Here is a 24,911-nt window from a genome sequence, read left to right as displayed (position 1 = left end):
TAATGGCAGGTGCAATGAACACACCTGCCCACACCGCTGACGCCCCGCGGCACCGTCTGCCGCGCCGGGGCGTGCGGGCCGCCCGCCGTGCCGCAGTCGGCCTCGTTGCGGCATCGGTGCTGGCAGGCACCGGTGCGGGATGGGTGACCTACCGCGGCGCCCTGGACGGCATCACGACGTCCAACGCACTCGACGGTGGCCCGGTCTCGTCTGGCGACACCGAGAACATCTTGATCATGGGGCTGGACAGCCGGCTCGATCAGCATGGCAACCCGCTGCCCGAGGACGTCTACCAAGCACTGCATGCCGGTGACGAGACCGTCGGCGGCTACAACGCCAACGTGCTGATCGTGGTGCACCTGCCCGGCGACGGTAGCCCGGCCACCGCGTTCTCCATCCCTCGTGACGACTACGTGGACCTGGCCGGGTGTGACGTCTCGCCGTGCAAGGGCAAGGTGAAGCAGGCCTACGGTTGGGCCTATCAGCGCGAGATGGAATCGCTGGAAGCCGACTCCGAGGATCCATCGGCGAATGAGCAGCAGGCCCGTGAGGCGGGCCGCAAGGCACAGATCGCCACCGTCCGAAACCTGCTGGGCATCCCGATCGACCATTTCGTCGAGGTCACCCTGGGCGCATTCTTCGAAATCGCCAAGACGGTGGCACCGATCACCGTGTGTCTGAACGCGGACACTGCCGATCCGTATTCGGGGGCTGACTTTCACCAGGGCGTCCAGGAGATCGACGCCGCCCAAGCGATGGCCTTCGTGCGTCAGCGTCGGGACATCAACGACGAGAATTTCACCGACCTGGACCGCACCCGCCGTCAGCAGGCGTTCATCGCCGCCCTGGTATCGGCTCTGGGCCACAGCGGAAAGCTGAACAGCCCGACGGGACTGCGCAGTCTCCTGAACGTGGTCAAACAGAATGTCGCGCTGGACGCCGGATTCGACCTGGCCAGTTTCGCCCGGCGGGCCTCCGCGCTGACGGACAAACCGCCCACGCTCTACACCCTGCCGATCAAGGAGTTCAGCCAGAACTCCTGGGGCGAGGACATCAACATCGTGGATGTGCCGACGATCCGCAAGATCGTGAACGACCTCGTCTCTCAGGACGACACCACCTCCTCGTCGAGTCCGACCAGCAAGGCCCGCAGGCTCAACGGTCACGGTGCCGTGCTCGACGTGGTCAACGCCTCCACGTACAGCGGTCTGGCCGCCCAGCTCGAAATCACCTTCGGCGCACACGGATTCACCGAGGGGCAGATCGGCGACGGCGAATCGCTGGCGGCCACCACCACGATCGACTACGGGACCGGCGCCGAGGCCGCTGCGCAATCACTGGCCGACGAACTCGGCGTGATCGCGAATGCGTCGTCCGAGGTGGTGGAGGGCACGGTGCAGCTGACCGTGGGAACCGATTTCCCCGGCGACGAGTACCTGTCCAGCGATGCGACGTCGTCGTCGGAGTCCGGGTCCGAGTCTGCGTCCGGGTCGGACTCCATATGGGATTCCAGCAGCGAGACGACCGAAGAGACCACACCCAGCACCCCGGTGACCACGGTGGCCGCCACCGCGACCGGAACCTACACCCCGGCGCCCACCGATCTCAGCCAGATGAAGGTCTCCGGCATACCCTGTGTGAAATAGCCGCGGCTACAACGTGACCAGGACCTGGGTGCCGAACCCGGGCTCCGATGAAATCGCCATCGAGCCGCCCATCGCGTCGACGCGGACCTGCAGGGAGGCCAGCCCGATGTGTCCCGCGGCCACCGATCGGGCCACCGTCGACGGGTCGAATCCCCTGCCGTCGTCGGCAACGGTCAGCACGACACGGTCACCCGACCGGTGGAGGCCGACCGAAATCGTGCTCGCGCCGGCATGTTTGTTGATGTTGGCCAGCAGCTCACGGGCCGCGCGGTACAGCAGAGCCTGACCGTCGGGATGCCCGACATCGTCCAGATCCGCGCGCACCGTCATATCGGGACGGGTTTCGTACTGGCGCAACAGTTCCCGCACCGCCGGGGTCAGCCCCAGCTGGGCCAGCACCTGTGGATGCAGGGCGGTCACCGTGGAGCGCAGCCCGGCTGCCGTCTCCTGAAGGGCGGCACGCACCCGGTCGAGTGCCGGGTCCGGAAGGCGTTCGCGGAGCTCGTCGAGCTCCAGGCGTGCGGCCAGCAAGGTTTGCAGCGGGCCGTCGTGAAGGTGTTCGGCCAGTTCGGCATTGCGCAGATCGTCGGCCCGGGTGGACTCCGACACCAGCTGGCGCCGGACCTCCATCAGCGTCCGCACCCGAGCCGAACGCCGCGCCAGGACGAACGACAACGCGGCCGATGCGACGGCCAGCCAGGCCAGGAACCCGACGTGCATGTAGACGAGGTCGGGGAGGCCGACGTTGTCATCACGCTTGGAGTACAGGATCCACACCGCCAGGTAGCCGACCGTGAGGCTGGCGCCCAGCAGTGCCGTCAGCCACGGACGATCCTGGAACGCAACGGATATGGGCAGCAGGAAGAACACCGGAAGCAACGCTGCGGTGGCCCCGCCGGACACGGCGCACAAGGCGACCAGGACCAGCACGTCGACCGCGGTGGAAGCCCATTCGGCCCACGGCGGCATGGGTCCGCGAAACACCACCACGAGCCATAGCACCGCCACCGCGGCGTAGCCGCTCAGGATCACTGCGTACAGGGCGGGCAGCCAGTGGTCGACATCCCACACCGAGACCAGCACCACGATCAGTCCGATCAGCGGTAGCCGCAACAGCGCCGAGACCCGCACGGGCTGGGTGGTGAAGAATTCGACGATGCGCCCGCCGGCCATGTCAGTCCAGCAGCCGACGGCGCATCGCCTCGGCGACGGCCGCGCCCCGATCGCTCACACCCAACTTCTCGTAGAGACGCTGTACGTGGGTCTTCACCGTGGACGGGGCCAGGAACAGCTCCTTGGCCATCGCCGGAATGGAACGGCCTTTGGCGATCAGATCGAGCACTTCGCGTTCGCGTGGGCTGAGCACCGGCACGTCGGGTTCGTTGCGACGACGGATCTCACCGGCCAGCCCGGCGGCCAGGTTCGGGTCGAGCACGTCGCGGCCCTTGGCGCACGACAGCACGGCGTTCACCAGCTCACTGCGGGTGGACTCCTTCGACAGGAACCCGGCCGCTCCCTGCTGCAGAGCGGTGTAGACGATCGCCGACTCGTCGTGCGCGGAGACCAGCAGCACCCGGGTGGGTAGCTCATCGCGGCTCACCGCGGCAGCCACCTGAGCCCCGTCCAGCTGGGGCATCCGGTAGTCCAACAGTGCGACCTGCGGCTGGTGGGTCCGGATCAATTCCAGTGCGTCGGCGCCGTTGTCGGCTTCGGCCACGACGTCGATCTCGCCGCTGGAGGTCAAGGCGCGCACCACGCCTTCGCGGAACATCGGGTGGTCATCGCCCACCACGACCCGAACCTTGCCGGCCATGCGACACAGCATGGCACAGCCCGGCCGGTGATCAGCGCGTTTAGAGTCGGCGGTATGCATCTGGACGAGCTGCAGTGGTTCGTGGTGCTTGCCGAAACCGAGCATGTCACCGACGCCGCAGCCGAACTCGGTATCAGCCAGCCCACCCTGTCGCGTGCGCTGGCCCGGTTGGAGGAGCAGGTGGGGGTACCGCTGTTCGATCGGGTGCACCGACGTCTGCGTCTGAACGCCTACGGCCACATCCTGCTGGAGCACGCCCGTCGCGGCATCGCCGAAATTCGTTCGGCCACTGAGCGAATAGCCGAGATGCGTGACCCCGATACCGGGATGGTGCGGTTGGCGTTCCTGCATTCGCAAGCCGGCTGGTTCGTGCCGGATCTGTTGCGGCGGTTCCGTGCCGAAGCGCCGTTGGTGCGCTTCGAGCTGTTCCAGGGCGCTGCCCACCAGATCGTGGAGCGCCTAGCGAACGGTGAGGCCGACCTCGCGATCACCTCGCCACGCCCGCAGGGTTTTCGCTGGCGCGGCCTGTACGTGGAGCGATTGTGTCTGGCGGTGCCACGCGAGCATCGATTCGCCCGGCGGTCCCGGATCCGGCTGGCCGACGCCGGTTCCGAGCCCTTCGTCGCTCTGGCGCCGGATTTCGGATTGCGTCAACTCACCGACGAGCTGTGGAGCGAGGCCGGGATCGCACCGCCGGTGGTCTTCGAGGCCATGGAGATCCCGACGATGGAAGGGCTGGTGGCAGCGGGCTTCGGGGTTGCCGTTGTGCCGGTGCCACGGCCCGAGCGAGCCGAGTCAGGTGCCGCGTACATCCCGCTGTCGGAGAGTTCGGCCAAACGTCAGATCGGCCTGACCTGGAGCGTGGACCGCCAGTTGCCACCGGCAGCGGCCCGGCTGGCCGAATTCACCATGCATAAAGCGCATGACATTGACTAAACCGATGCATTGGACACATCTTTGCTGACGTCCTAGCGTCGTCTGCGTGTCCGCTTCCCTGACCTCTGTTGACTGGCCGGGGCATTCACGTGGTTCGAGCGAGTACCGGCGCCTGCTGGCCGCGTTGTTCTGCGCCGGGGTCGCCACCTTCGCGCAGCTGTACTCTCCGCAGGCCGTACTCCCGCTGATCGCCCGCGACATGGGTACCGGCGCCGCCCATGCGGCACTGACGATTTCGGCGGCCACGGTGGGTCTGGCATTGGGCGTCATCCCGTGGTCGGCCCTGGCCGACCGGATCGGCCGGGTCCAGGCGATGACGATATCGATCACCGCGGCAACGGTTCTCGGGCTTGTCGTACCGTTGGCCCCGACCGCCCCGCTGCTGCTGTCGGGGCGGTTTCTCGAAGGGCTGATGCTGGGCGGAGTGCCCGCCGTGGCCATCGCCTATCTCACCGAGGAGATCGAGACCGGACATGCCGCCCGCGCGGCAGGCACCTACGTCGCGGGCACCACGATCGGTGGGCTGGCCGGCCGTCTGGTCACCGGTCCGATCGCCGAATTCGCCGGATGGCGCGTCGGCGTGCTGGTGGTCGCGGTGCTGTGCGGACTGTCGGCGTTCGCATTCGTCAAGCTCGCCCCGCCCGCGCGCGGCTTCACCCCGGCCCGCACCCATGACCTGGCTCGGCGCCTGGCCGAAAATCTGCGGTCACCCCGCCAACTGGTGCTCTACAGCCAGGGCTTCCTGCTGATGGGCGGGTTCGTGGCGATGTACAACTTCCTGGGCTTCCGGCTGATGGACGTACCGTTTCAGCTGCCGCAGACGGTGGTCAGCCTGGTGTTCCTGGCCTACCTGTCGGGCACCTGGGCCTCGGCCCGGGCCGGCGCCGAAGCCACCCGGTTCGGCCGCAAGTCCGTGCTGCTGGGCTCGATCGCGACCATGATTGCCGGCGTCGCGATCACGCTGGCCGGCAACGTCATCGTGATACTCATCGGGCTGGTGATCGCCACCGCCGGGTTCTTCGGTGCGCACGCGATCGCCTCGGGCTGGGTCGGCGCCGCCGCCGGTGCAGGCAAGGCGCAGGCGTCCTCGCTCTACAACCTCTTCTACTACGCGGGTTCCAGCGTGATCGGCTGGGTCGGTGGGCTGGCATTCGACCACGCCGGATGGCCGGCGGTGGCCGGCACCGTGATGGGGCTGGCGGTGCTGGCCGGGGTGTTGGCCGCCACGCTCAGTCCTGCCTACCAGAGCTCGATGTCGCGGCCGTACTCCGATTCCGGGCGCGGACCGAAATAGCGTCGCTGCGATTCCTCGATGGTGACGTCGTTGATGCTGGCCTCGCGCCGGGCCATCAGCCCCTCGGGCGTGAACTGCCACAACTCGTTGCCGTAGCTTCGGTACCACTGGCCCTGCGCGTCGTGCCATTCGTACTGGAACCGCACCGCCATCCGATTCTCCCGGAACCCCCACAGGCTCTTGCGCAGAACGTAATCCAGCTCGCGTTCCCATTTCGCGGTCAGAAACTCCACGATCTGTTCGCGCCCGACGATGTGCAGATCGCGGTTACGCCACTGCGAGTCCGGCGTGTACGCCAGGCTGACCCGCTGCGGGTCGCGGGTGTTCCAGGCGTCCTCAGCGGCCTGAACCTTCTGGAGAGCTGTTTCCAGAGTGAAGGGCGGGAACGGCGGGCGACTTTCGGGCGGGATGGCGGGTGAAGTTCCAGACATGCCACCTTTCTACCTGTCTAACCATGTGGCTATCGTGGCTGGCATGGACTTCGCGCTGTCGGCCAAAGCGGCTGATTACCACTCCCGGTTGACCGACTTCATGGTGGAGCATGTTCTCCCCGCAGAGGCCTCATACCACGCCTATCGCGAGGAGAAGGGTCCCAAGGACCACACCGTGCCGCCGGTGGTCGAGGAACTCAAGGTCAAGGCGCGTGAGCTGGGCCTGTGGAACCTGTTTCTGCCCTCGGAGTCCGGCCTGACCAACCTGGAATACGCGCCCTTGGCCGAACTGTCGGGCTGGAGCATGGAGATCGCCCCTGAGGTGCTCAACTGTGCGGCGCCGGACACCGGGAACATGGAGACCCTGCACCTGTTCGCCAACGAGATCCAGCGCAAGCAGTGGCTCGAACCGCTGCTGGCCGGCGAGATCCGCAGCGCGTTCGCGATGACCGAGCCCGCCGTGGCGTCCTCGGATGCCCGCAACATCGAGACCACGATGCTGCGTGACGGGGCCGACTACGTAATCAACGGCCGCAAGTGGTGGATCACCGGGGCGGCCGATCCGCGCTGCAAGGTCCTGATCGTGATGGGCCGCACCAACCCCGACGCGGCCAGCCACGCCCAGCAGTCGATGATCCTGGTGCCCGTCGACACCCCCGGGGTGGACATCCAGCGCTCCCTGCCGGTGTTCGGCTGGCAGGACCAGCACGGGCACTGCGAGATCGTGTTCGACAACGTACGGGTGCCGGCCGAGAACCTGCTGCACGAAGAGGGCAGCGGTTTCGCGATCGCCCAGGCTCGGCTCGGCCCGGGCCGCATCCACCACTGCATGCGCGCCCTCGGCGCGGCCGAGCGGGCCCTGACGCTGATGGTCGACCGGGTGCAGAAGCGCGTCGCGTTCGGCAAGCCGTTGGCCGAGCAGGGCGTGGTGCGCGAGTCGATCGCCAAGTCCCGCAACGAAATCGACCAGGCCCGGCTGTTGTGCGAGAAGGCAGCCTGGACGATCGACCAGGAAGGCAACAAGGCCGCCCACGTGCTGGTCTCCCAGATCAAGTCGGTGGCCCCGCAGATCGCCTGCGACGTCATCGACCGCGCCATCCAGGTGCACGGCGCGGCCGGGGTCAGCGACGACTTCCCGCTGGCCCGGCTCTACAGCTGGCACCGCGCCATGCGGCTGTTCGACGGACCCGACGAGGTCCACATGCGCACCATCGCCCGTGCCGAACTCGGCCGGGAGAAATCCCCACTCGCTTCGGCGGCGTGCCGCCAGTCGAATACGGCGGTGACGGCGTAGTGACCACCGAGCTGGGGGAACTGTCGGGGGCGTGGAACTTTCGCGACGTCGCCGAGATCACCGCGATCCGGCCGGGGCTGCTCTACCGCTCCAGTCAGCTCAGCCAGCTCTCGGATGCCGGCCGAGCTGTGTTCCGTCGGCTCGGCATTACCGACGTCGCCGATCTGAGATCCCACCAGGAGGTGCAACGCCAAGGCACCGGGCAGGTGCCCGACGGCGTGGCAGTGCATCTGCTGCCGTTCCATCCCGACGACCCGTCGAACGACGCACCGCACGAGAGCACCTTCCAGCGGGTGATGTCCGAAACCGGCGAGGGTGGGGACGTCGCCGCTGCGGCCCGCAGGTACATGACCGAGGTGTACGAGGAGTTCCCGACGCTGCCGGGCGCGCACAGCGCGGTGCGTGAGGTCATTTCCCTTCTCGGGCAGGATCGTCCGGTGATCGCGCACTGCTTCGCCGGAAAGGACCGCACCGGTTTCACCGTCGCCACCGTGTTGGAGGCAGTGGGTGTCGATCGGGACCGCATCATCGCCGACTTCCTGGCCAGCAACGGTGCCATCCCCGCGCTGCGGAATCGGATCATGGAATCAGTGCGGGCGCGCTCGCAGGAAGCCCCCGAGATGATCACCTACGCCGAGGCGCGGTTGACCGACGAGGTTCTCGGTGTGCGTGAGGACTACTTGGCCGCCGCGTGGAAGAAACTCGACGCGGCGTACGGCTCGGTGGCCGGCTTCCTCGACGCGGCCGGGGTGTCAGCCGATGAGCTGGGCGTACTGCGGACCAACCTGGTCGGCTAGCTGCGGGGCCGGACTGGTCGGCTCGCTGGGGCGGTCAACAGCAGTCACATCCGTCACGGCGCTGCGCCACGGTGTCGAGTTGCCCGGCTGCGAGCGACTTTTCAGCGACAATCGCCCCATCGGCATCGCTGACCACATCTGCCACAAGGTGGATGTATCCATGCGCCACCTGGGCCTCATCAGCCTCGTGCGCAACGGATTTCGGCTTGTCCAGCTATCAGCGACAGAGTCGCTGATAGCTGGACACTGGACGGATGAGCCTGGCGGGGTCAGTGGTGCGTGAGTGTCAAAAACGCCGAGCGACAACGTGCTTGCTGAGGCCTGCGTTGCCCGTGTGGCGATTGTCGCTGAAAAGTCGCTGACAGGCGGGCACAACGCCTATCGCTTCCAAAACCGTGACAGCTGTGACTCGCCACCGTCAGGCCGGCCGGGCCACAGCCAGACTGACCGCAACCTCGTCAGCTACCTTCATCGCACCCATCAGCATCGAGTACGGCTTGAGGCCGAAATCGCTGTGCCGCACGGAAGCCGTCCCGAGCATGGACTCGTCGGAAACCTCGACCTCGACGGTCTGCTCACCGGAGTGGCCGGCGAGTTCGAGAACGCCGAGGAGTCGCACCGCGGAACCAGAACGCTCGATCGACGTGGACCGGAACCGAGCCTGCGGAAACTTCTTCGCCCGCAACGTCTTCAACGCATTGGTCCGGATCAGCGCCTTCTCGGCGCCCGTCAACGGCGTCATGCCGCCCTCGCCTCGCAGCACGTCCAGCGAATCGAGGTCGACCGTCATCTCCACCGCCGACGGCACCTCGCCGTCAGCGTCCACGACCGCGTGCCACGAGCGCACTGCGATGGTGAGCCGATGCCCCATCCGCGACGCACTGCCCGTCACGCCGGTGTGCAGCACCAGCTCGCCCGAATCCGGACCCAGGGTCCACTGCGTCACGAGGCGATCACCAGACCCGCCACCCAGGTGATGGTTGCCAACAGCGCTCCGGTCAGTTCGACCCCGACCGACAGGGCAACCCCCTTGAGCGCGTGCACCGTTGACGTCCAGGCCCGCCGATAGTCACGGCGTGCGGCCAACTCGGCCAGGTACACGCCGGCCACGAATCCGATCACGAGCCCGATCACCGGGATGACGAAGAATCCGATCAGGCCGAGCACCGCGCCGGCCGCCAGGCTCCAGATCCCCACCTCTGCGGCGCGCATCCGCCGTACCGGCCAGGCGTACTTGATCACCTCGGCCGTCACGAAAAACACGCCGGCGACCCCGAGCGTCACCCACGCAACGTTGGCGTGCGCCGGGATGGCCCTGGCCTCCCAGATCGCCCACACTGCGATCGCGGCGAACACGAGAAACCCGCCGCCGGGCAGGATGGGCAGCACGATGCCGAGAAGCCCGACGGCGATCACCAACGCGACGAGAACTATCCCGAGGGTGCTCACGGTTTCTGCCCGCGCACCCACTGCATGGTGCCGATGCTCTTGGAGCGCACCCGCTCCAGGCCCAGGCCCTCGAACCGGTCGGCGAGTTCATCTTCGGCGAAGAAGCGGGCCCCGCCCTTGGACAAGAGCCGTGCCGGCCCCCGTTTGGTCACCGTCGGGACCATGATCGCGATCCGCCGGCCCGGGCGCAGCACCCGCACCATCTCCGCCAGCGCGGCTTCGGCGTCGGGGATCAACTGCAGCACAGCGATCGAGGTCACCGCATCGAATACGTCGTCCCGGAACGGGAGCCGCTGGGCGTCGGCGCGCAGAAACCCGACCTGGCGACCCGCCTCGGCCTCGACCGCGCGGGCCAGCATGGGCTCTGAGATGTCAACCCCGAATGCAAACCCGTCCAGCCCGGCCGCGCGCGCCAGCGCTGCCGTCACGTTGCCCGGACCGCTGCCGACGTCGAGCGCGATGCCGCCGGGTGGGATGTCCAGCCATTCGGTGGGCTCCTGCCAGGCCGTCATCAGCTTGCGGCCCAGGGCCTGGGCGTTGTCGTAGAGCATCGACCCGGCCGGGGACGCCCAAACCTTCTGGATGAATCCCGCGTTCTTCGGAGCGTCGCTGCCGTCCCCCAGCAGATCCAGGTACCCCTTGCTGGTGTCCGGATCGGCCGGGGGATCGACGAGTAGTTCCAGGGCCTTACGCAGCGCCTGAGTCGATGCGGTGTCCACGCCTCTACGCTACGCACCAGCGCCGCTCAGGGCTCCAGGACCAGCTTTCCGCGCACCTGGCCGCCGGCCAGCGCATCGAGGGCGGCCGCGCCTTCGGACAACGGGAACCGCACCGGGGGCGGTGGACGCAGCCCGGCGGCCACCAGCTTGTTCAGTTCAGCTCCGACCTGCGCCTGGGCGGCAGGTTTCCGGCGCACGAACTCGCCCCATCCGACACCGACCACGCTGACGTTACGGAGCAGCAACCGGTTCACCTTGACCGTCGGGATCCCGCCGCCGGCGGCGAATCCGATGACCAGCAGCCGGCCCTCGGGGGCCAGCACCCGGATGGCGTCGTCGAAGGCCGGGCCGCCGATCGGATCGACCACCAGATCGACACCCTCACCGCCGGTGGCCTCCATCGCGGCCTCGCGCCAGCCATCGGCCAGCGGCAACACCACGTCGGCGCCCAGCGACGACACGAACTCCTCGGCCCCGGACCGGTGGACCATCGCAATCACCTTGGCGCCCATGGCTTTGGCCAATTGGATCGACGCGGCGCCGATGCCGCCCGCCGAGCCGAGCACCAGGACGGTCTCGCCGGCCACCAGCCCGCCACGGCGGGCCAGCGCGAACTGCATCGTGTAGTAGTTGCCCAGCAGCGATGCCGCCTCGCCGTCGTCGAGACCGTCGGCGGTGGGGATGACGTTGGCGGGCAGGGCGGCAACCTGCTCGGCGTAACCGCCCAGCATGGTCATCGCCGACACCCGCTGGCCCGGGGTGAATCCCGAACCCTCGGGCGCCGAGCGCACCGTCCCGGCCACCTCCATGCCAGGTGTGAACGGCGGTTCCAGCCGTAGCTGGTACTCACCGCGCAACAACAGCAGATCGGGGAAGCAGACGCCGGCGGCGCCGACGTCGATGACCACCATGTCGTTCGACACGGGGGCCTCGACGTCGGCGTACGCCAGCCCGGACGTACCGGTAAGTGCCTGCGCTACAAGCGCTTTCACTAGTTCTAACCCAGCTTGAAGCTGGCCTGCTGAGCGGCGGACAGGTCGGTGATCTCGCCCCACTTGGCGGCGATGTCATCGACGGAGGGCACCTCGGTGAAGGTGATGCCGTCGTTCTGGAACAGCGCGGTGCGCTGCACCTTGCCGCCACCGACGATGAACACCGAGTCGGTGTCGGGCAGTTCCTCGGTCATCAGGTAGGCCACCACGGGGGCGACGTACTCGGGGGTGAGCTTCTCGAAGACCTCGGGCGGCAGGATGTCCTGGGTCATGCGGGTGGCGGCGATCGGCGCGACCGCGTTGGTCTTGATGTTGTACTTGGCGCCTTCCTGGGCCAGCGTGTTGATCAGGCCGACCAGGCCGAGCTTGGCGGCACCGTAGTTGGCCTGACCGAAGTTGCCGAACAGGCCGCTGGTGGAGGTGGCGACGACGACGCGGCCGAAGCTCTGCTCGCGGAAGTGCGGCCAGGCGGCGCGGATGACGTTGTAGCCGCCGTAGAGGTGCACCTTGAGCACGGCGTCCCACTGCTCGAACGTCATCTTATGGAAGGTGCCGTCACGCAGGATGCCGGCGTTGGACACCACGCCGTCGACTTTGCCGAACTCGTCGATCGCGGTCTTGATGATGTTCTCGGCGCCCTCGGACTCGGCGACGCTGTCGTAGTTGGCGACCGCGCGTCCGCCGGCGGCCTTGATCTCGTTGACGACCTCGTCGGCCATGTTGTGGCCGGCGCCGGTGCCGTCGCGGGCACCGCCCAGGTCGTTGACCACGACGCTGGCGCCCTCGCGAGCCAACGTCAGGGCGTACTCACGGCCCAGACCTCCACCGGCTCCGGTGACGACGACAACACGGTCCTGCACTCCTGGCATGAAGATTCCTCCTCGTTAACGGGCCGCGAAACGGCTCAGCTCCCCTCCTGTATACGGCGGGCGGGTAACTCCCGGTCAACCGGGTCGGCTAGTGCCCGGGCCGATGCATTTCTGCCATCCGCCGGTCAATTGCCGCCAAGGCCGCTGATCCGGAATCAAGCACAGCGACCTTTAGTTGAACCAATCAAGAAAGCAGATAGATCGGAAGAGGTAGAGGAATGAAGAAGTTCGGATTCAGCGCAGTGCTCGCCAGCGGTCTGGCCGCCGCCGCCCTGGGCCTGGCCGGCCCGGCATCGGCGGACGTGTCTCACCTCACCTGGCTGGATCAGGTCGGCCAGCACGTCACCGTGCCGCACGTCGACACGACCGTGCACCAGAGCCGCTGACTACCGGCAACCAGCGGGGCGCTCAACGAGGAGCGCCCCGTTTTTGTTGCTTATCAGAGCTTTTCGGCAGTGACGAAGGTCGAAAATGCGTCGCGTTCGGGCTCCTCGCTGAGCTGAACCAGGCGATCCAGCCTGCGCATCTCGTCCAACGAGTGCGCACCTTCGGCCTGCCAACCGTGCGACCGCAACCATTCCGCGACGTCGGCACGGTCGGGATCCTCATACATCAGGTCGGCGACCGCGAGTGCGGAGCCCATGTTGAATTGGTCGGCGAACTTCTCGAATCGTTCCCGCATCGCCTCACGCCGATCGGCCGAACTCACCCCGGCCGTCTCCGCCGCGAGCCGGCTACCCGGAGCCGACAGCCCGGTGACGAACTCGAACAACCGGTCCTGGGCATCGGCCGGCAGATACATCAGGAGCCCTTCGGCCAGCCAGGCGGTGGGCACAGTGTGGTCGAAACCGGCCTCCCGCAGCGCCTTCGGCCAATCCTGACGCAGGTCGATTGCCACCTCATGGCGCTGCGCCGACGGCTGTGCCCCATGCGCGGCCAGCGTTTCGGCCTTGTACTCCAGCACCTTGGGCTGGTCGATCTCGTACACCGTGGTGCCGGCCGGCCACTCCAACCGGTAGGCCCGGGAATCCAGGCCCGACGCCAGGATGACGACCTGCCGGATGCCGGCTTGCACAGCCCTGGCGAAATACGCGTCGAAGAAGTGGGTGCGCACCGCCTGGTAGTTGCCCATGTGGGCGAAGATCTGCGCGGCCTCAGCGTCGAGATCTTCCACCTTGCTGACAAAATCGTTGTCCAACAACGTGTCCCACACCCCTGTGCCCGCACCGGCCACCAGGATCTTGGCGTACGGGTCGTTGATGAGCGCGTCCTCGCGTTCGGTCTCCCCCGCCCGCGCCGCGGCCACCATCACGGCGGTCGAGCCCACGCTGGTGGCGATGTCCCACGTGTCGTCGTCGCTACGCAGTGAGCTCATCGGGCGTCTCCGTCCAATCGGGCGCGCAACAGCACGCTGTCCAAGCCGAGTTCAGCCAGTTCCTCGGCCACGGCCGGACGGCCCAACCGGATCATCTCGTCAGGGCTGCGCACCGCGTCCACCTCCCAGCCGTGCGCCGCGAGCCATCCGGCGGCATCGGCCCGCTCGTCATCGGTGTACATGAGCGCGTCGGCGTCGATGTCCAGGCCCAGCGAGGTCCGCATGTGCTCACCCCGAGCGCGGCGCGCGGCGCGCTTCTCCGGGGTGTAGCGGGCCGGGTCCATGGCGAAATCCTCGACCGCCAAGCGACTGCCGGGGGCGCTGTGGGCACCGATGAGATCGAACAGCCGGTCCTGGGCGTCGGCGGGCAGGTATGGCAGCAGGCCCTCGGCCAGCCACGCCGTGGGTGCTGCGGGGTCGAACCCGGCGTCGATCAGGGCCCCGGGCCAGTCCTCACGTAGGTCGATCGGTACCGGCACGTGCTGAGCGCGCGCCACGGCCCCGTGCGCGCCCAACGTCGCGGTCTTGTACTCCAGCACCTTGGGCTGGTCGATCTCGTACACGGTGGTGCCGGCCGGCCAGTCGAGACGGAACGCGCGCGAGTCCAGGCCCGCGGCAAGGATCACGACCTGCCGGATGCCGTCGTGGGTGACCTCGGTGAAGAAGTCGTCGAAGTAATGAGTACGCACGGCCTGGTAGCTGCGTGCCATGGCGTGGATGCGGTGGGCTTCCGGATCATCACCGATCCAGTGCGGTTCGCTACCGGCCAGCTGCGCCCACGCCGGCCCGGCGGCCGCCACCAGCAGGAAGGCGAACTCGTCGCGAATCAGGGGCTCGGTTTGTGCGGTCTCGGCGGCACGGGCGGCGGCCACCGCAAGCGCGGTCGCCCCGACGCTCTCGGTGACGTCCCAACTGTCGCCCTCGGCCCGAACGAGCCGCACATCGCTCAGATCAGTCATTTGCCAAACCATGCTACCGAAGAACTTAGCCAGGCTATACGGCGATGTGGGGCACCTCACGATGCCGATGCATCAATCGCGAAGCTGCCAGAGCTTGTTCGCCATCAAGAGTTCGAACTTGTCCACGATGACGGCCACATCCTCACGATGGCCCACGTAACCGGCATAAAAGCCCATCCCCCACATCACCGCGACCAGCATCTCCACGATCGCGGGGATGTCGGTGTCGGTGCTGAGCTCACCCCGCTGGATGGCCTCGTCGACCGCCCACTTGACGAACTCCCGTGAGCTGCGCAACGCGTCGTGTTCCTCGGAAATCAGCTCGGGGTGACGCTGCGCCTCCAGCACCGAGGTCACCAGGAACGCCGCCGCCGACCGGTCGGTCGATTCGGCATCCATGGCCGCAGCGAAAAACGCCGATATCCGATTCAACAGGGTGCTGGCTTCCCGCGCCTTGGCAATGCCCGCGGCGATCACCTTCGCATTGGTCTGCTCAACCACATCGCGATATAGAACACGTTTGCTACTGAAGTAGTGATTGATTGCCGGGCGGGTGAGATCGGCCCGGATCGCGATCGCCTGAAATGTGGCTGCGTCGTAGCCAAGTTCGCTGAAAACTTCACGGGCAGCACGCACGATGCGTTCGCGAGTCTCCGCCGCCTTTGCTGCGGGAGGGCGTCCCGGTCCTCGGCTCGCTGTGTGGGCCACAGTCAAATTGTGCCACACGTCACCTGATAGTCCCGATACCGTCATGTTTGTGGGCGCTAAATGCGGCTGACCAGCAAAGCCCCGCCGCAGCCAAAATTGAATGACGAACTAGCGTGGTGCCCCATGGCGGGGGGTGTTTCGCGCGAGGCGTACTTCGAAACCGGTCTGGATGTGCTCTCCGATCTCGGGTACGGCGGGCTCAAACTCGCGGAGGTGTGCAACCGGCTCGGCGTGACAACCGGCTCGTTCTATCACTACTTCCCCAACTGGGCGTCCTACACCCGGGAGCTGATCGCGCACTGGCGTGAGGCGCGCACCCTGCGGGTGGTCGAAGCGGTCCGCGCCGATCACGACCCGCACCACCGCATCGAGACCCTGATCGGCGAGACCTTGGACCTGCCCTACGGCGCCGAGGCGGCGATCCGGGTGTGGAGCTCGCTGGATGCCGACGTCTACGAGGTGCAGGCCGTCGTCGATCAGCTGCGCTTCGACATCCTCTACGAATCCGCGCTCGAGCTCATCGGCGACGAACGCAATGCCAGGTACTTCGCGGCCTGGGGCGTGTACCTGATCGTCGGTTTCGAACAGAGCACGTTGCCGCGCGACGTCGACACCCTGCGGTGGATCACCGGCCAGATGCGCGACGCGCTCGAAACGGGCCGATTCACTCCGGCGCCGGGACCGGACCAACCGGTCTAACATCGGCGATCATGCTGACCCCGGCCGAGATCTGGCGCCGGGCAGCTGACCGTCTGCGTGACTCGTTGCGCTCCAGGGACCCCGAGTACGACGCGCTGCGCCGCGCATTGCGGGCCGGCATCGTCCTGCCGATCGCCGCTGCCGTCGGCTTCGCCGTCGGCGGCGACTCCCAGACCCCGCTGTTCGCGATCTTCGGCGCGGTCTCGCTGCTCATCACCGCCGATTTCCCCGGCAACCGGCCCGCCCGCGCCGTCGCGTACGGCGGCCTGGCCGTCAACGGCGCCATATTGATCGTGCTGGGAACCGTCCTGGCCCCCTATCCGTGGCTGAGCGTGGCGGCGATGTTCGTCGTCGGCGTGTTGGTGTCGTTCTCCGGAGTGCTCAGCGAGATCGTCGCGGCCGGGCAGCGCGCCACACTGCTGCTGTTCGTGCTGCCGCTGTGTACGCCCGTCGGGCCGATACCCGACCGGCTGCTCGGCTGGCTCATCGCTCTCGTGATCTGCGTGCCCGCCGCGCTGTTGCTGTTCCGGCCCAAACACCACGATGAGCTGCGCCGCTATTCGGCGCGGGTCTGCCGGCTGCTGGCCGACCGGCTCGAAGGCAAGGCCTCGGCCCGCGACGTCACCCGCGCGATGAACGCGCTCTACGAGACCTTCCTGGGCGCCGACTACCGCCCGGTCGCGCTCAGTGCGGGCAGCCGCGCGCTGGTGCGCGTCGTCGATGACCTGGGCTGGATCTGTGACCAGGTGACCGACGACACCGCGGAACTGCTCGGCGGCATGCGCGACCCCGCGGTGCGGGTACTACGCGACAGCGCCGCGCTGCTGCGGACCCACGATCGGGCCGAACGGGCCGCACGCGGAATCGATCTCCGAGCGGCTCTGGCCGAGCAGCGCACGGTGGCGCAGGGCAGTTACCGCGACGACATCACCCGGATCCTGGGTACCGCCGACGATGCCGACGCCGTCGAACTCGGCCGCGGACTATTGATCCGGCGCACCATCTCGGCCACCATCGCGGTCACCGGACGCGTGATCGGCAATGCCGCCCTGGCCGATGCGCGTCCGGTATGGGCCCGGGTGCTGGGCCGACGCCTGCCCGAAACCGGTGCCGCCGACTGGGTGATGCCCGAGGCCGTCGCGGTCGCGGCCATCGCCAAAGGCCTGGTGGCCACCCGGGCGGTGGTGCTGCGCAACAGCCTGCGCACCGGGCTTGGATTGGCCGTCGCGGTGGCCGTCACCCACGTATTTCCGGTCCAGCACGGATTCTGGGTGGTCCTCGGCGCGATGTCGGTGTTGCGCAGCAGCGCCCTGACCACCGGGACCCGCGTGCTGCGAGCCGTGGCGGGTACCGCCATCGGATTCGTGCTCGGCGCGGTGCTCATCGAGTTCGTCGGGGTGGACCCGGTGGTGCTGTGGATCCTGTTGCCGCTGGTGGCATTCGGGTCGGCTTACGTACCCGAAGTCGGATCGTTCATCGCCGGGCAGGCCGCGTTCACGATGATGGTGCTGATCAACTTCAACCTGATCATGCCGACGGGCTGGCGGGTCGGGTTGGTGCGGGTCGAAGACGTCGTCGTCGGTGCACTGGTCGGCATCGTGGTGTCGCTGCTGTTGTGGCCGCGGGGCGCGACGGCATCGGTGTCCAAGGCGATCGACAAGGCCCGCGGGATGGGCGCACAGTTCCTCAACAGCGCCGTCCTGCGGGTAACCCGAGGTGCCTCCGAAGCCGCCACCGACCGCGTCATCGCACTGAGCCACGGCGCGCTTTCCGCCTCGCGCACGCTCGATGATGCTGTCCGCCAATATCTTTCGGAGAACGGCGGCCCCTCCGATCAACGCGCGCCGGTGGTGCGGGCGGCCAACCGGGCCAATCGAGTACGGGCCGCGGCCGAGCTGATCGCCGACGTCGTGCCCCCTCCGCTGGGCGTCTACCCCGCCACCCGGGAAGTGATCGAGCAACACGCCGCCGCCATCTGCTCCCGGCTCACCGGTGCCGACGCCACCGCGGTGCTGGTGCCGATCGGCGAGAGCTTCGTGGTGTCGTTGCGTGCCGAGGCCGCCGGGACCGACCTCGCCGTCTCGGCAGCCCTGCCGCTGGTGACGGCTGCCGCGCATCTGGGCGAGCTGGAACTGCTGTACCCGCAGCCCGCCGAGGCGGTGGGCTGACGTCCGCTAACCGGCGTACTCGGATTCTGGTAGCTGACATACCTTTTGGTATTCGATCCCGGGAACCATTGCCTTCCACTGGTCGCGGGTCATGACATGGGTGAGCTTGGCGCACAGCAAGTTGGGATCGGCCGGTAGGACCGGCCAGATTCGAAGCGTGTTGTCGTCGCTCGCCGATAGCAATCGTGTCCCGTCCGAGCTGAACTGCATGCTCATCACTGAACCGTTGTGAACGGAAATCGGTGCACCCAGTGGTGTTTGGTCTGCGACGTTCCACAGCCGAATGGTTCCGTCGTCACCACCCGCGGCGACCATCCTCCCGTCGGAGCTGAAGGCCGTCGCGGTGGCAAGGGCGTCCTCGAGGGCAAGTGGCTCCCCGACGCGGGTGAAACTGTCCGTACGCCACAGCCGCAGGTTGTAATCCTCGTTACCCGCTGCGAGCAGGTGCCCGTCCGGACTGAATTCGATGCTCCACGCCGGTCCTCCACCGTCGTTCATCGGAGGCCCCAGTCGATCTCCGGTGTCGGCGTTCCAAAGTTCGATGGTGCCATCGTCACCGGCGGTGGCCAGGGTCCGGCCATCGTGGCTGAAGCTCATCCGCCATATGTCCTCCGCAGGCACGACGGGACGCCCGACCGGTTGCATGGAATCGGTCCTATACACCTGCACGACACGGGGTTCGAGTTGCGCCGCGATCCGGGTCACCCGGTAATCGGTCGATAAGTAGGGTTCTCCTGGGACTCGCAGGGGTTCGCCGATCGGCGTGCCGGTGCGCGCATCCCACAGCCGCGCATCGTCGTTGGACCCGAACGACACCAGGCGATGCTCGTCGGCCGGGAACAGGTACTTCGCATCGGGATCGTCGACACGCAGCGGCTCACCGATCGGCTGACCGGTTGTCGGGTCCCACCACCGCACGGTCTTATCGCTGCTGCCCGAACCGATCCGGCGACCGTCGTCGAAGTAACCGGCCCAGGGTTCACCATCGTGGCCGACCATGCGTTGCCATCTGAGATCCCACAACCGAACGGTGCCGTCGCTGCTGGCCGATGCCAGATACGGCTTGTCGGCGTCGAACGCCACGGCATTTACCGCAGACTCGTGTCCAAGCAGATAGCCGACAACGCGGCTCTGGTCCTTGGCGACGCTGAACAACCTGATTATCCGGTCGCTGCCGCCGGTGGCGATGCGTGTTCCATCTGCGCTGAACGCCACACTGTTGACGGATCCCGGGTGAATCATGGGTGATCCGACTTGGCGCCCTGTGCGCGTATCCCACAGTTGGACGGTTCCATCCTGGCTTGCGGACGCGATCCGTGAGCCGTCCGGGCTGAACGCCACACTGGTCACCTTGTCCTCATGACGCATCGGCCCACCAACCGGCCGCCCATCAGAACTCCACAACCGCACCACATCGTCCTCACCACCCGACACGATCCGAGAACCGTCCGGGCTGAACGCCACACTGGTCACCTTGTCCTCATGACTCATCGGCCCACCAACCGGCCGCCCATCAGAACTCCACAACCGCACCACATCGTCCTCACCACCCGACACGATCCGAGAACCGTCCGGGCTGAACGCCACACTGGTCACCTTGTCCTCATGACGCATCGGCCCACCAACCGGCCGCCCATCAGAACTCCACAACCGCACCACATCGTCACCACCACCCGACACGATCCGAGAACCATCCCGACTGAGCGACAAGGCCTTTGTCGGCACCGGCAGGTCGATGATCTTGAGCAGATCGCGTTCTTTGTTCAAGGTCGTCAACAGCTCGTAACTCCTGGACGGCAGCGTCGACGGGATGGCCTGCGCCGCCAGCAACATCTGCAGCAATTTGACGTCGTGGCTGCCGAGCGGTGACAGCCCGCCAAGCATCAGCTGGGAGTTCACATACAACTGATCGATACGAGCCTCCCGGCTCCGAGTTTGGGCGACCCCGCGCTGCCAGAACGCCACGCCGGCCAGTACCAACGCCGTGGTGCATGCGATGGCCAACGCGACCAATGCCCATTTGAGCCGGCGTGCCGCCGCCTTCTCGGACTCCAGCCGCCGGTCACGTTCAGCCAGCCGCTCGCGATCCAGCTCCGCCTCACGCAGCTTGGCAGCCTGGGCCAGCGCTTGCCGCTCCTGCTCCGCCGCCGCCGCAATAGCGGCCTTCTCGTTTTCCTTCTGCTGTTCGGCGCGCCGGCGGTCTTCTTCAGCTTCCCTACGATCGCGGTGCTCCCGCACCGTGCCCGTGAGGACATCGTGTACCAGCTCGATCCGTTGCGTGCCATGGTATTCCGCAAGCCGCACCAGCCGGGAACTGATCAGCTGGTCGAGTTCCTCGGGGGTCAGCCGTGACGGCACCGCATCCTCGACCGCCTCGAAATCACGAAACCCGGTCTTGGTGATCAACTGATTCTCGATGAATTCCGCAACCCCTGCCCGCATGCCGCTCACGCACGAGATGTAGTAGTTCGGGATGGTCGACCGGCCGTGTTCGTCGACAAGCTGCTCATCGAACGTGGCTTTCCCCAGACGCTTGCGTTCCTCGTTGAGCTCGCGGCAGACCAAGCTGAGCAGCGTCGGTTCGACCTCGCCCGCGGTGCGACGACTGGCCGGAACCTCACCGTCGCGCGGTAAAGAATCCGCGCCGGTGTGCAGACCCGCGCCGGCGATGATGCCGACGACCTGGTGCGCCAATTCAGGCGTCATCAGGTGTTCGGCCGGCTTGTAGACGGCATCGAATGCTTCGTCAGTCCCTAAGGGAAGCAACCGCATTCGCGCACGTCCGAGCGCAGGAATGAACCGGCACCAGTCCTCGAGGTGCGCGAGGAAGTCCTCCCGAAGGCTGATCAGAAGCTTGCAGTTGTGCGCTCGCAGGTTGAATCGTCGCGCCTCGGCAGGGTCATTCTTGATGCGGACGGCCAGCTCCGCGGGTATCCGGTTCTCGGCGAGGTCGGCCAGGTCGTACTTGAACGCCTCCACCTGATCCGGTACACCCGCGCCGAGCGTGAACAGCTCTTCGAACTGGTCGAGGACGATCACCGGCGTCAGCAAGTAGTTCCGCGCACTCCAGAGCTCGAGATCGGCACGATGCAGGTATTCCCACAGTGATTCGTCGTCCCGGGGAAGCAAAGCATCGGGTGCCTCCGCCCCGATGGCATTGCGGACGGCGTCGTGGAGCTGAGAGCTGAGTGAGGCCGCGCCCGGCTTGAGATCGAACCGGACATAGATCGGGAGGAAGTTCTCGTTGCGCAACAACGGGAACAGGCCCGCGTGCAGCAGCGACGTCTTGCCCAGACCCGAGCGACCGAACAAGACCGTCACGGGGGCGTCGAGAACCTTCTTCAGAAGTTTTTCGCATTCGTGGCCGCGGCCGTAGAAGAAGCCCTGCGCGTCTTCGCAATAGGATTCCAGCCCGGGCCACGGGTTGTCCGTGTCGAGCTTCGTCGTGATCGTTGCGCGCGTCATGCCGCGTCGTTACGTCGAAATTCCCGGATCGCCGAGATCACGTCCCTCATCAGGGCCGCATCCGGCTCGCCTCCCGGCGCATGACCGAACTGGAAGTTCTTGAACTCCCGCGGCACCTGCTTGAAGCGGGTCGCGTCACCGTCATAGTCCTCGTCGATGACGACGGGCATGATGAACCGTTGTCCCAGAATGCCGCGGGTTCGCTCGACGGCCTCGTTCCATTCCCTGAAGACGTAGCTTTCTTTCTTCCGTTCGGTATTCGCCGAGATCACCGGTACGAACAAACTGACGGTTTGACGAATGCTGCTGAGAATCTCGTCTTCCCAGGCGTCCCCGGTGTGCAGTTCCCGCTCATCGAGCCAGGCCACCCCGCCGAGTTTGGCGATCGCGTCATACAGTCGCCGGGCCGCGACCACATCCTCGTGCTTGTAGCTGATGAAGATCTCCGCGCTGTCCAGTGACGGCGGTTCGCAACCTTCAGGTCCGCCGAGCACGATCCCGGGTGACCCGGATGGCCGAGGACCCGGTTGTTTGGCCTCCCAGCGCTGACGCAGCTCCGCGACGAACTTGGTCGGCTCCATGTCCAACTGCTTGACCATAGTCCGACGGCAGTAGGTCGAGAAGAAGCCCGACAGCGACGGTTCGCGCGAGTTCGCGGCGAAGAAAAACGGTTTGCCGCCGAGCGACAGCCGTTTGTCGCTGGACAGCCGCACGAGAAATCGCCCGAACCAATCGGGAATCTCGCAACCGATGAACAACATCGGCTGATGCTTCAGCGGGTAGTCGAGCCAGTCGGGGAGGCTGGCCTTTTCCGTCAGCAGCGCATGGATCCACTCCAGTCGGTCCTCCTCGTGGATGGCGTACTCCGGCATCGCGGCGGTTTGACCGAACAGGCTGAGAACGACGGTGTCGGTCTGCGAAGGCTCTCGGGCATTGCGCTCCTGGTCGGGGGTGGACTTGTTCGGGGAGAACGAAACCTCGCGCACCGGGCGGCCGCGGATGGCACTCAGCGCTTTCGCGAGCAATCGGTCGGGCGTCGTCGTCACGAACAGACGCAGATCGTCGATGGCCGCGAGATCTCGGAGCGCATCGCCGGGTTCGGAATCGAGCTCCACCACGATCTCGTCGATCACGCCATACAGGTCGTCGACCTCGTCGCGACCACGCTCACCCAGAAACGCGGCCACCGCCTGGTCGGTGGTCGTGGCCCCGGACGGCACGGTCAGGCCGAACCGCTCGGTGAGCTCCTGGCCTACCAGGGTTGTCAGCTTCTGCTCAGAGTCACCGACCTTGACCACGGTGACGTCGGGCCCAACCACCGGTATCAGCACCTGGTGCCGGATATGGGACAGAAGGCTGCTCCAGAATTCCTCGCTCATCTCGAATTGCTCGATTCACATTGCGCCAGGCATCTGCCCGCATCGCCGGGGTGGCGCAGCACCAGCGCGGGATGTCCAGGGAATGCTCCGGGCACATGCCAATGGTCCTAGCCCGCGCGACCGCGGCGTAGCGTAGTCAACTACTCGAATTTGGCGGGACCGGTCAGATTCAATTCGCTTCGCGGCCGTCGCCGAAAATGGTGTCGAGCAATTCAGCGAGCCGTTCCGGGGCATCCCCCGCAACCGAACGGACCAGACCGGACCGGGCCAGCGCCGCAGCCCGCTCGTCGCTGGACTCACCCGCCAGGGCGCCGGCCAAGACGTCGGCGGTGCGCCCCGAGCCGGTGATCGCCACGACGGGGCGCCCGGCTCGCACGCTCACCGCAACGTCAGAGTAGGCGATGTCGCCACCGTTGATCAGCAAGGTGATCGACGGGGCGTTGCCGGCGAGAACCGTTGCGGTATCGGCGATCCAGGGAGCTTCGGCACCCCAGTGGTCACCGGGCACGATCAGGAAGTGGGTGTGCCGCGGCTCCAGCTCGAAACCCTGTGGGCCATCTGGTTCGGTGGCATCGGGCAGCCGCACCGTGCCGGCCGCGGCCACACCCAAGAGCGGAAACGCCGCTGCCTGTCGCGCCTCGCCGAACAGTTGCATGACCCCGGCACGTGTTCCGCCGTCCACGCCGACCGCCCCGTACTCCCCCATCACAGGCGCTATGCCCGAAACGAACAGCGGACGCAGCCGGTCCATACCGGTGGCGTCGAGCCCACCGGCACCACCGATCACCACCAGGGTCGGGCGCGGCGGGGGGAGCCCCAAAGCCGTGAGCGCCGACGGCAATTCCGTGGTTTCGGTGACGCGCACCGCGGATGCACCGCCCACGTCAGGGAACTCCAGCCGGAACGGTGACGTCACGAGCGGGCCCGTCCTCTCCTCGCCGCCACACCCACACTGCGTGAAAGCCACCACGCGAATTCGAGTACCCGACTACTCACGACCCCGATGTGTCACGTGCAGATACTGCAATTGCCCACCAGAGATCAATCTTGACCCACGCCCAGCGAAAAGGACAGCACCATGGCCAAGAATGCGGTGCTCATCGGAGTCAACCGATACCGAATTCCGGGAAACGACCTGCGCGGCTGCGTTCCCGACGTGAAAAACATGGCCAAACTGCTTCAGCGGCAATTCGGATTCGATTCCGACAATATTTCCGTGATCACGGACTTCACGGCCACCAAGGAAGCGATCGAAACCGCCGTCACCGGGTTGATCCGCGGCGCCCGGCGCGGCGACGTGCTGCTGGTGCACTACTCCGGTCACGGTTCCAATGTGCCCGACGACAACGGGGATGAGTCCGACAAACGCGACGAGATCCTGTGCCCCACCGACCTCGACTGGAACGACCCACTCCGAGACGACTGGTTGCGCAGCGTCTTCGACGGACTGGCATCCGGGGTGAGTCTCACGGTGGTCACCGACTCCTGCCATTCCGGCACCGTCACACGCGCCCTCGAACCGCCCGACGCCCCGGTGATCGAGCGATATCTGCCGAGCCCGTGGGATCTGGCGGCCGTGGAGTCCGGGCGCGGCCTGGCCGGGACAACGCGGTCAGTTCGCCGCCCCAAGCCGGCGACCGATGTCGTCCATGTCGACATTCCCGAGGTACTCATCTCAGGCTGCCGGGCCGACCAGACCTCGGCCGACGCCGCCATCGGTGGCGGCTTCGCCGGAGCACTGACCTACAACCTGGTCGAGGCGGTGACCGAGTCCAGGACGCCGCTGTCATACCGGGAACTGCACGACCAGACCTGCGCGAAATTGAAACGTGGCCGCTACGAACAGGTTCCGCAACTCGAAGGTAGCGAAGCTCGTCTCGAGCAACCCTTCCTGTCGCCCCTCGAATAGCATTGACAG

At 66.7% G+C, this 24,911-nt stretch carries 23 protein-coding genes; 9 read left to right on the top strand and 14 right to left on the bottom strand.

Going from position 1 to position 24,911, the window contains the following annotated elements; translation table 11 throughout:
- Window positions 1-14 precede the first annotated feature (14 nt).
- Complete coding sequence (locus E0T84_RS19935) at window positions 15-1,646, top strand: LCP family protein (protein WP_138745297.1); 1,632 nt, start codon at window positions 15-17, stop codon at window positions 1,644-1,646.
- 6 nt (window positions 1,647-1,652) lie between these two features.
- On the opposite strand, the gene E0T84_RS19930 is transcribed toward E0T84_RS19935, so the two are convergent.
- Both E0T84_RS19930 and E0T84_RS19925 read right to left on the bottom strand, forming a co-directional pair.
- The gene (locus E0T84_RS19930) at window positions 1,653-2,819 is read right to left on the bottom strand and encodes a sensor histidine kinase (protein WP_138745296.1); all 1,167 of its coding nucleotides are present in this window, start codon (window positions 2,817-2,819) and stop codon (window positions 1,653-1,655) included.
- Window position 2,820: 1 nt separating this feature from the next.
- Window positions 2,821-3,471, bottom strand: a complete 651-nt coding sequence (locus tag E0T84_RS19925) for a response regulator transcription factor (protein ID WP_138745295.1) — start codon at window positions 3,469-3,471, stop codon at window positions 2,821-2,823.
- A gap of 42 nt (window positions 3,472-3,513) precedes the next feature.
- Between E0T84_RS19925 and E0T84_RS19920 the strand changes: the two genes are divergently transcribed.
- Together E0T84_RS19920 and E0T84_RS19915 are read left to right on the top strand one after the other, a co-directional pair.
- A complete protein-coding gene (locus E0T84_RS19920) occupies window positions 3,514-4,395 on the top strand; it encodes a LysR family transcriptional regulator (protein ID WP_138745294.1) in 882 nt (293 codons plus the stop codon).
- Window positions 4,396-4,441: 46 nt separating this feature from the next.
- Entirely contained in the window at window positions 4,442-5,689 is a 1,248-nt protein-coding gene (locus E0T84_RS19915; RefSeq protein ID WP_249383687.1) for an MFS transporter, read from the top strand.
- Here the strand turns inward: E0T84_RS19915 and E0T84_RS19910 are convergent.
- Window positions 5,635-6,120 carry a nuclear transport factor 2 family protein gene (locus E0T84_RS19910; RefSeq protein WP_138745293.1) on the bottom strand — a complete coding sequence of 162 codons (486 nt, stop codon included), beginning with the start codon at window positions 6,118-6,120 and terminating at the stop codon, window positions 5,635-5,637. The genes E0T84_RS19915 and E0T84_RS19910 overlap by 55 nt on opposite strands.
- Before the next feature lie 55 nt (window positions 6,121-6,175).
- On the opposite strand from E0T84_RS19910, the gene E0T84_RS19905 reads away from it, so the two are divergent.
- On the top strand, window positions 6,176-7,414 hold the full coding sequence (locus E0T84_RS19905) for an acyl-CoA dehydrogenase family protein (RefSeq protein ID WP_171055101.1): 1,239 nt from the start codon (window positions 6,176-6,178) through the stop codon (window positions 7,412-7,414).
- On the top strand, window positions 7,414-8,211 hold the full coding sequence (locus E0T84_RS19900) for a tyrosine-protein phosphatase (RefSeq protein WP_138745292.1): 798 nt from the start codon (window positions 7,414-7,416) through the stop codon (window positions 8,209-8,211). Before E0T84_RS19905 ends, E0T84_RS19900 begins: the two co-directional genes overlap by 1 nt.
- A gap of 418 nt (window positions 8,212-8,629) precedes the next feature.
- Here E0T84_RS19900 and E0T84_RS19895 read toward each other — a convergent pair whose 3' ends face one another.
- From E0T84_RS19895 to E0T84_RS19875, 5 genes are read right to left on the bottom strand one after another with little or no spacing between them, the layout of a single operon-like run.
- A complete protein-coding gene (locus tag E0T84_RS19895; RefSeq protein ID WP_138745291.1) occupies window positions 8,630-9,157 on the bottom strand; it encodes a YceI family protein in 528 nt (175 codons plus the stop codon).
- The gene (locus tag E0T84_RS19890; protein WP_138745290.1) at window positions 9,154-9,660 is read right to left on the bottom strand and encodes a DUF456 domain-containing protein; all 507 of its coding nucleotides are present in this window, start codon (window positions 9,658-9,660) and stop codon (window positions 9,154-9,156) included. The genes E0T84_RS19895 and E0T84_RS19890 overlap by 4 nt, the downstream gene beginning before the upstream one ends.
- Entirely contained in the window at window positions 9,657-10,379 is a 723-nt protein-coding gene (locus E0T84_RS19885; protein WP_138745289.1) for a methyltransferase domain-containing protein, read from the bottom strand. Before E0T84_RS19885 ends, E0T84_RS19890 begins: the two co-directional genes overlap by 4 nt.
- Window positions 10,380-10,405: 26 nt before the next feature.
- Window positions 10,406-11,371, bottom strand: a complete 966-nt coding sequence (locus tag E0T84_RS19880; RefSeq protein ID WP_138745288.1) for an NADPH:quinone oxidoreductase family protein — start codon at window positions 11,369-11,371, stop codon at window positions 10,406-10,408.
- 5 nt (window positions 11,372-11,376) lie between these two features.
- Window positions 11,377-12,240, bottom strand: a complete 864-nt coding sequence (locus E0T84_RS19875) for an SDR family oxidoreductase (RefSeq protein WP_070946841.1) — start codon at window positions 12,238-12,240, stop codon at window positions 11,377-11,379.
- Between the two features lie 218 nt (window positions 12,241-12,458).
- On the opposite strand from E0T84_RS19875, the gene E0T84_RS31880 reads away from it, so the two are divergent.
- Window positions 12,459-12,626 carry a hypothetical protein gene (locus tag E0T84_RS31880; RefSeq protein WP_165617850.1) on the top strand — a complete coding sequence of 56 codons (168 nt, stop codon included), beginning with the start codon at window positions 12,459-12,461 and terminating at the stop codon, window positions 12,624-12,626.
- A gap of 53 nt (window positions 12,627-12,679) precedes the next feature.
- Here the strand turns inward: E0T84_RS31880 and E0T84_RS19870 are convergent, their stop codons facing one another.
- From E0T84_RS19870 to E0T84_RS19860, 3 genes are all read right to left on the bottom strand, one after another.
- On the bottom strand, window positions 12,680-13,615 hold the full coding sequence (locus E0T84_RS19870; protein WP_138745287.1) for a class I SAM-dependent methyltransferase: 936 nt from the start codon (window positions 13,613-13,615) through the stop codon (window positions 12,680-12,682).
- Window positions 13,612-14,574 carry an SAM-dependent methyltransferase gene (locus tag E0T84_RS19865; protein ID WP_075909116.1) on the bottom strand — a complete coding sequence of 321 codons (963 nt, stop codon included), beginning with the start codon at window positions 14,572-14,574 and terminating at the stop codon, window positions 13,612-13,614. Before E0T84_RS19865 ends, E0T84_RS19870 begins: the two co-directional genes overlap by 4 nt.
- 72 nt (window positions 14,575-14,646) lie before the next feature.
- The gene (locus E0T84_RS19860; protein WP_138745286.1) at window positions 14,647-15,282 is read right to left on the bottom strand and encodes a TetR/AcrR family transcriptional regulator; all 636 of its coding nucleotides are present in this window, start codon (window positions 15,280-15,282) and stop codon (window positions 14,647-14,649) included.
- 123 nt (window positions 15,283-15,405) lie between these two features.
- On the opposite strand from E0T84_RS19860, the gene E0T84_RS19855 reads away from it, so the two are divergent.
- Window positions 15,406-15,981 (top strand): TetR/AcrR family transcriptional regulator, encoded by a 576-nt coding sequence (locus E0T84_RS19855; RefSeq protein ID WP_138745285.1) that lies wholly within the window; start codon window positions 15,406-15,408, stop codon window positions 15,979-15,981.
- A gap of 11 nt (window positions 15,982-15,992) precedes the next feature.
- Window positions 15,993-18,149, top strand: coding sequence for an FUSC family protein (locus E0T84_RS19850; RefSeq protein ID WP_171055098.1), 2,157 nt, complete (start codon window positions 15,993-15,995; stop codon window positions 18,147-18,149).
- 6 nt (window positions 18,150-18,155) lie between these two features.
- Here the strand turns inward: E0T84_RS19850 and E0T84_RS19845 are convergent, their stop codons facing one another.
- The 3 genes from E0T84_RS19845 to E0T84_RS19835 all read right to left on the bottom strand — a co-directional run bounded on the left by E0T84_RS19845 (window position 18,156) and on the right by E0T84_RS19835 (window position 23,909).
- On the bottom strand, window positions 18,156-21,614 hold the full coding sequence (locus tag E0T84_RS19845) for a WD40 repeat domain-containing protein (protein WP_138745284.1): 3,459 nt from the start codon (window positions 21,612-21,614) through the stop codon (window positions 18,156-18,158).
- Window positions 21,611-22,993, bottom strand: coding sequence for a toll/interleukin-1 receptor domain-containing protein (locus E0T84_RS19840; protein ID WP_138745283.1), 1,383 nt, complete (start codon window positions 22,991-22,993; stop codon window positions 21,611-21,613). The genes E0T84_RS19845 and E0T84_RS19840 overlap by 4 nt, the downstream gene beginning before the upstream one ends.
- 169 nt (window positions 22,994-23,162) lie before the next feature.
- Window positions 23,163-23,909, bottom strand: coding sequence for a hypothetical protein (locus E0T84_RS19835; RefSeq protein ID WP_138745282.1), 747 nt, complete (start codon window positions 23,907-23,909; stop codon window positions 23,163-23,165).
- A gap of 162 nt (window positions 23,910-24,071) precedes the next feature.
- Between E0T84_RS19835 and E0T84_RS19830 the strand changes: the two genes are divergently transcribed.
- The gene (locus tag E0T84_RS19830; protein ID WP_138745281.1) at window positions 24,072-24,902 is read left to right on the top strand and encodes a caspase family protein; all 831 of its coding nucleotides are present in this window, start codon (window positions 24,072-24,074) and stop codon (window positions 24,900-24,902) included.
- Window positions 24,903-24,911: the final 9 nt, after the last annotated feature.

This window comes from Mycobacterium sp. DBP42 (assembly GCF_005924235.1).
In the GTDB taxonomy this organism is placed as follows: Bacteria; Actinomycetota; Actinomycetes; order Mycobacteriales; family Mycobacteriaceae; genus Mycobacterium; species Mycobacterium syngnathidarum.
Note: the sequence above shows the minus strand (reverse complement) of the source record. Positions and strands in the feature narration are given on the sequence as shown.

Coding starts and splice junctions, on each gene's coding strand:
- E0T84_RS19935 (WP_138745297.1), top strand. CDS start 15: ATGAACACACCTGCCCACACCGCTGACGCCCCGCGGCACCGTCTGCCG.
- E0T84_RS19930 (WP_138745296.1), bottom strand. CDS start 2,819: ATGGCCGGCGGGCGCATCGTCGAATTCTTCACCACCCAGCCCGTGCGG.
- E0T84_RS19925 (WP_138745295.1), bottom strand. CDS start 3,471: ATGCTGTGTCGCATGGCCGGCAAGGTTCGGGTCGTGGTGGGCGATGAC.
- E0T84_RS19920 (WP_138745294.1), top strand. CDS start 3,514: ATGCATCTGGACGAGCTGCAGTGGTTCGTGGTGCTTGCCGAAACCGAG.
- E0T84_RS19910 (WP_138745293.1), bottom strand. CDS start 6,120: ATGTCTGGAACTTCACCCGCCATCCCGCCCGAAAGTCGCCCGCCGTTC.
- E0T84_RS19875 (WP_070946841.1), bottom strand. CDS start 12,240: ATGCCAGGAGTGCAGGACCGTGTTGTCGTCGTCACCGGAGCCGGTGGA.
- E0T84_RS31880 (WP_165617850.1), top strand. CDS start 12,459: ATGAAGAAGTTCGGATTCAGCGCAGTGCTCGCCAGCGGTCTGGCCGCC.
- E0T84_RS19870 (WP_138745287.1), bottom strand. CDS start 13,615: ATGAGCTCACTGCGTAGCGACGACGACACGTGGGACATCGCCACCAGC.
- E0T84_RS19865 (WP_075909116.1), bottom strand. CDS start 14,574: ATGACTGATCTGAGCGATGTGCGGCTCGTTCGGGCCGAGGGCGACAGT.
- E0T84_RS19855 (WP_138745285.1), top strand. CDS start 15,406: ATGGCGGGGGGTGTTTCGCGCGAGGCGTACTTCGAAACCGGTCTGGAT.
- E0T84_RS19850 (WP_171055098.1), top strand. CDS start 15,993: ATGCTGACCCCGGCCGAGATCTGGCGCCGGGCAGCTGACCGTCTGCGT.
- E0T84_RS19845 (WP_138745284.1), bottom strand. CDS start 21,614: ATGACGCGCGCAACGATCACGACGAAGCTCGACACGGACAACCCGTGG.
- E0T84_RS19840 (WP_138745283.1), bottom strand. CDS start 22,993: ATGAGCGAGGAATTCTGGAGCAGCCTTCTGTCCCATATCCGGCACCAG.
- E0T84_RS19830 (WP_138745281.1), top strand. CDS start 24,072: ATGGCCAAGAATGCGGTGCTCATCGGAGTCAACCGATACCGAATTCCG.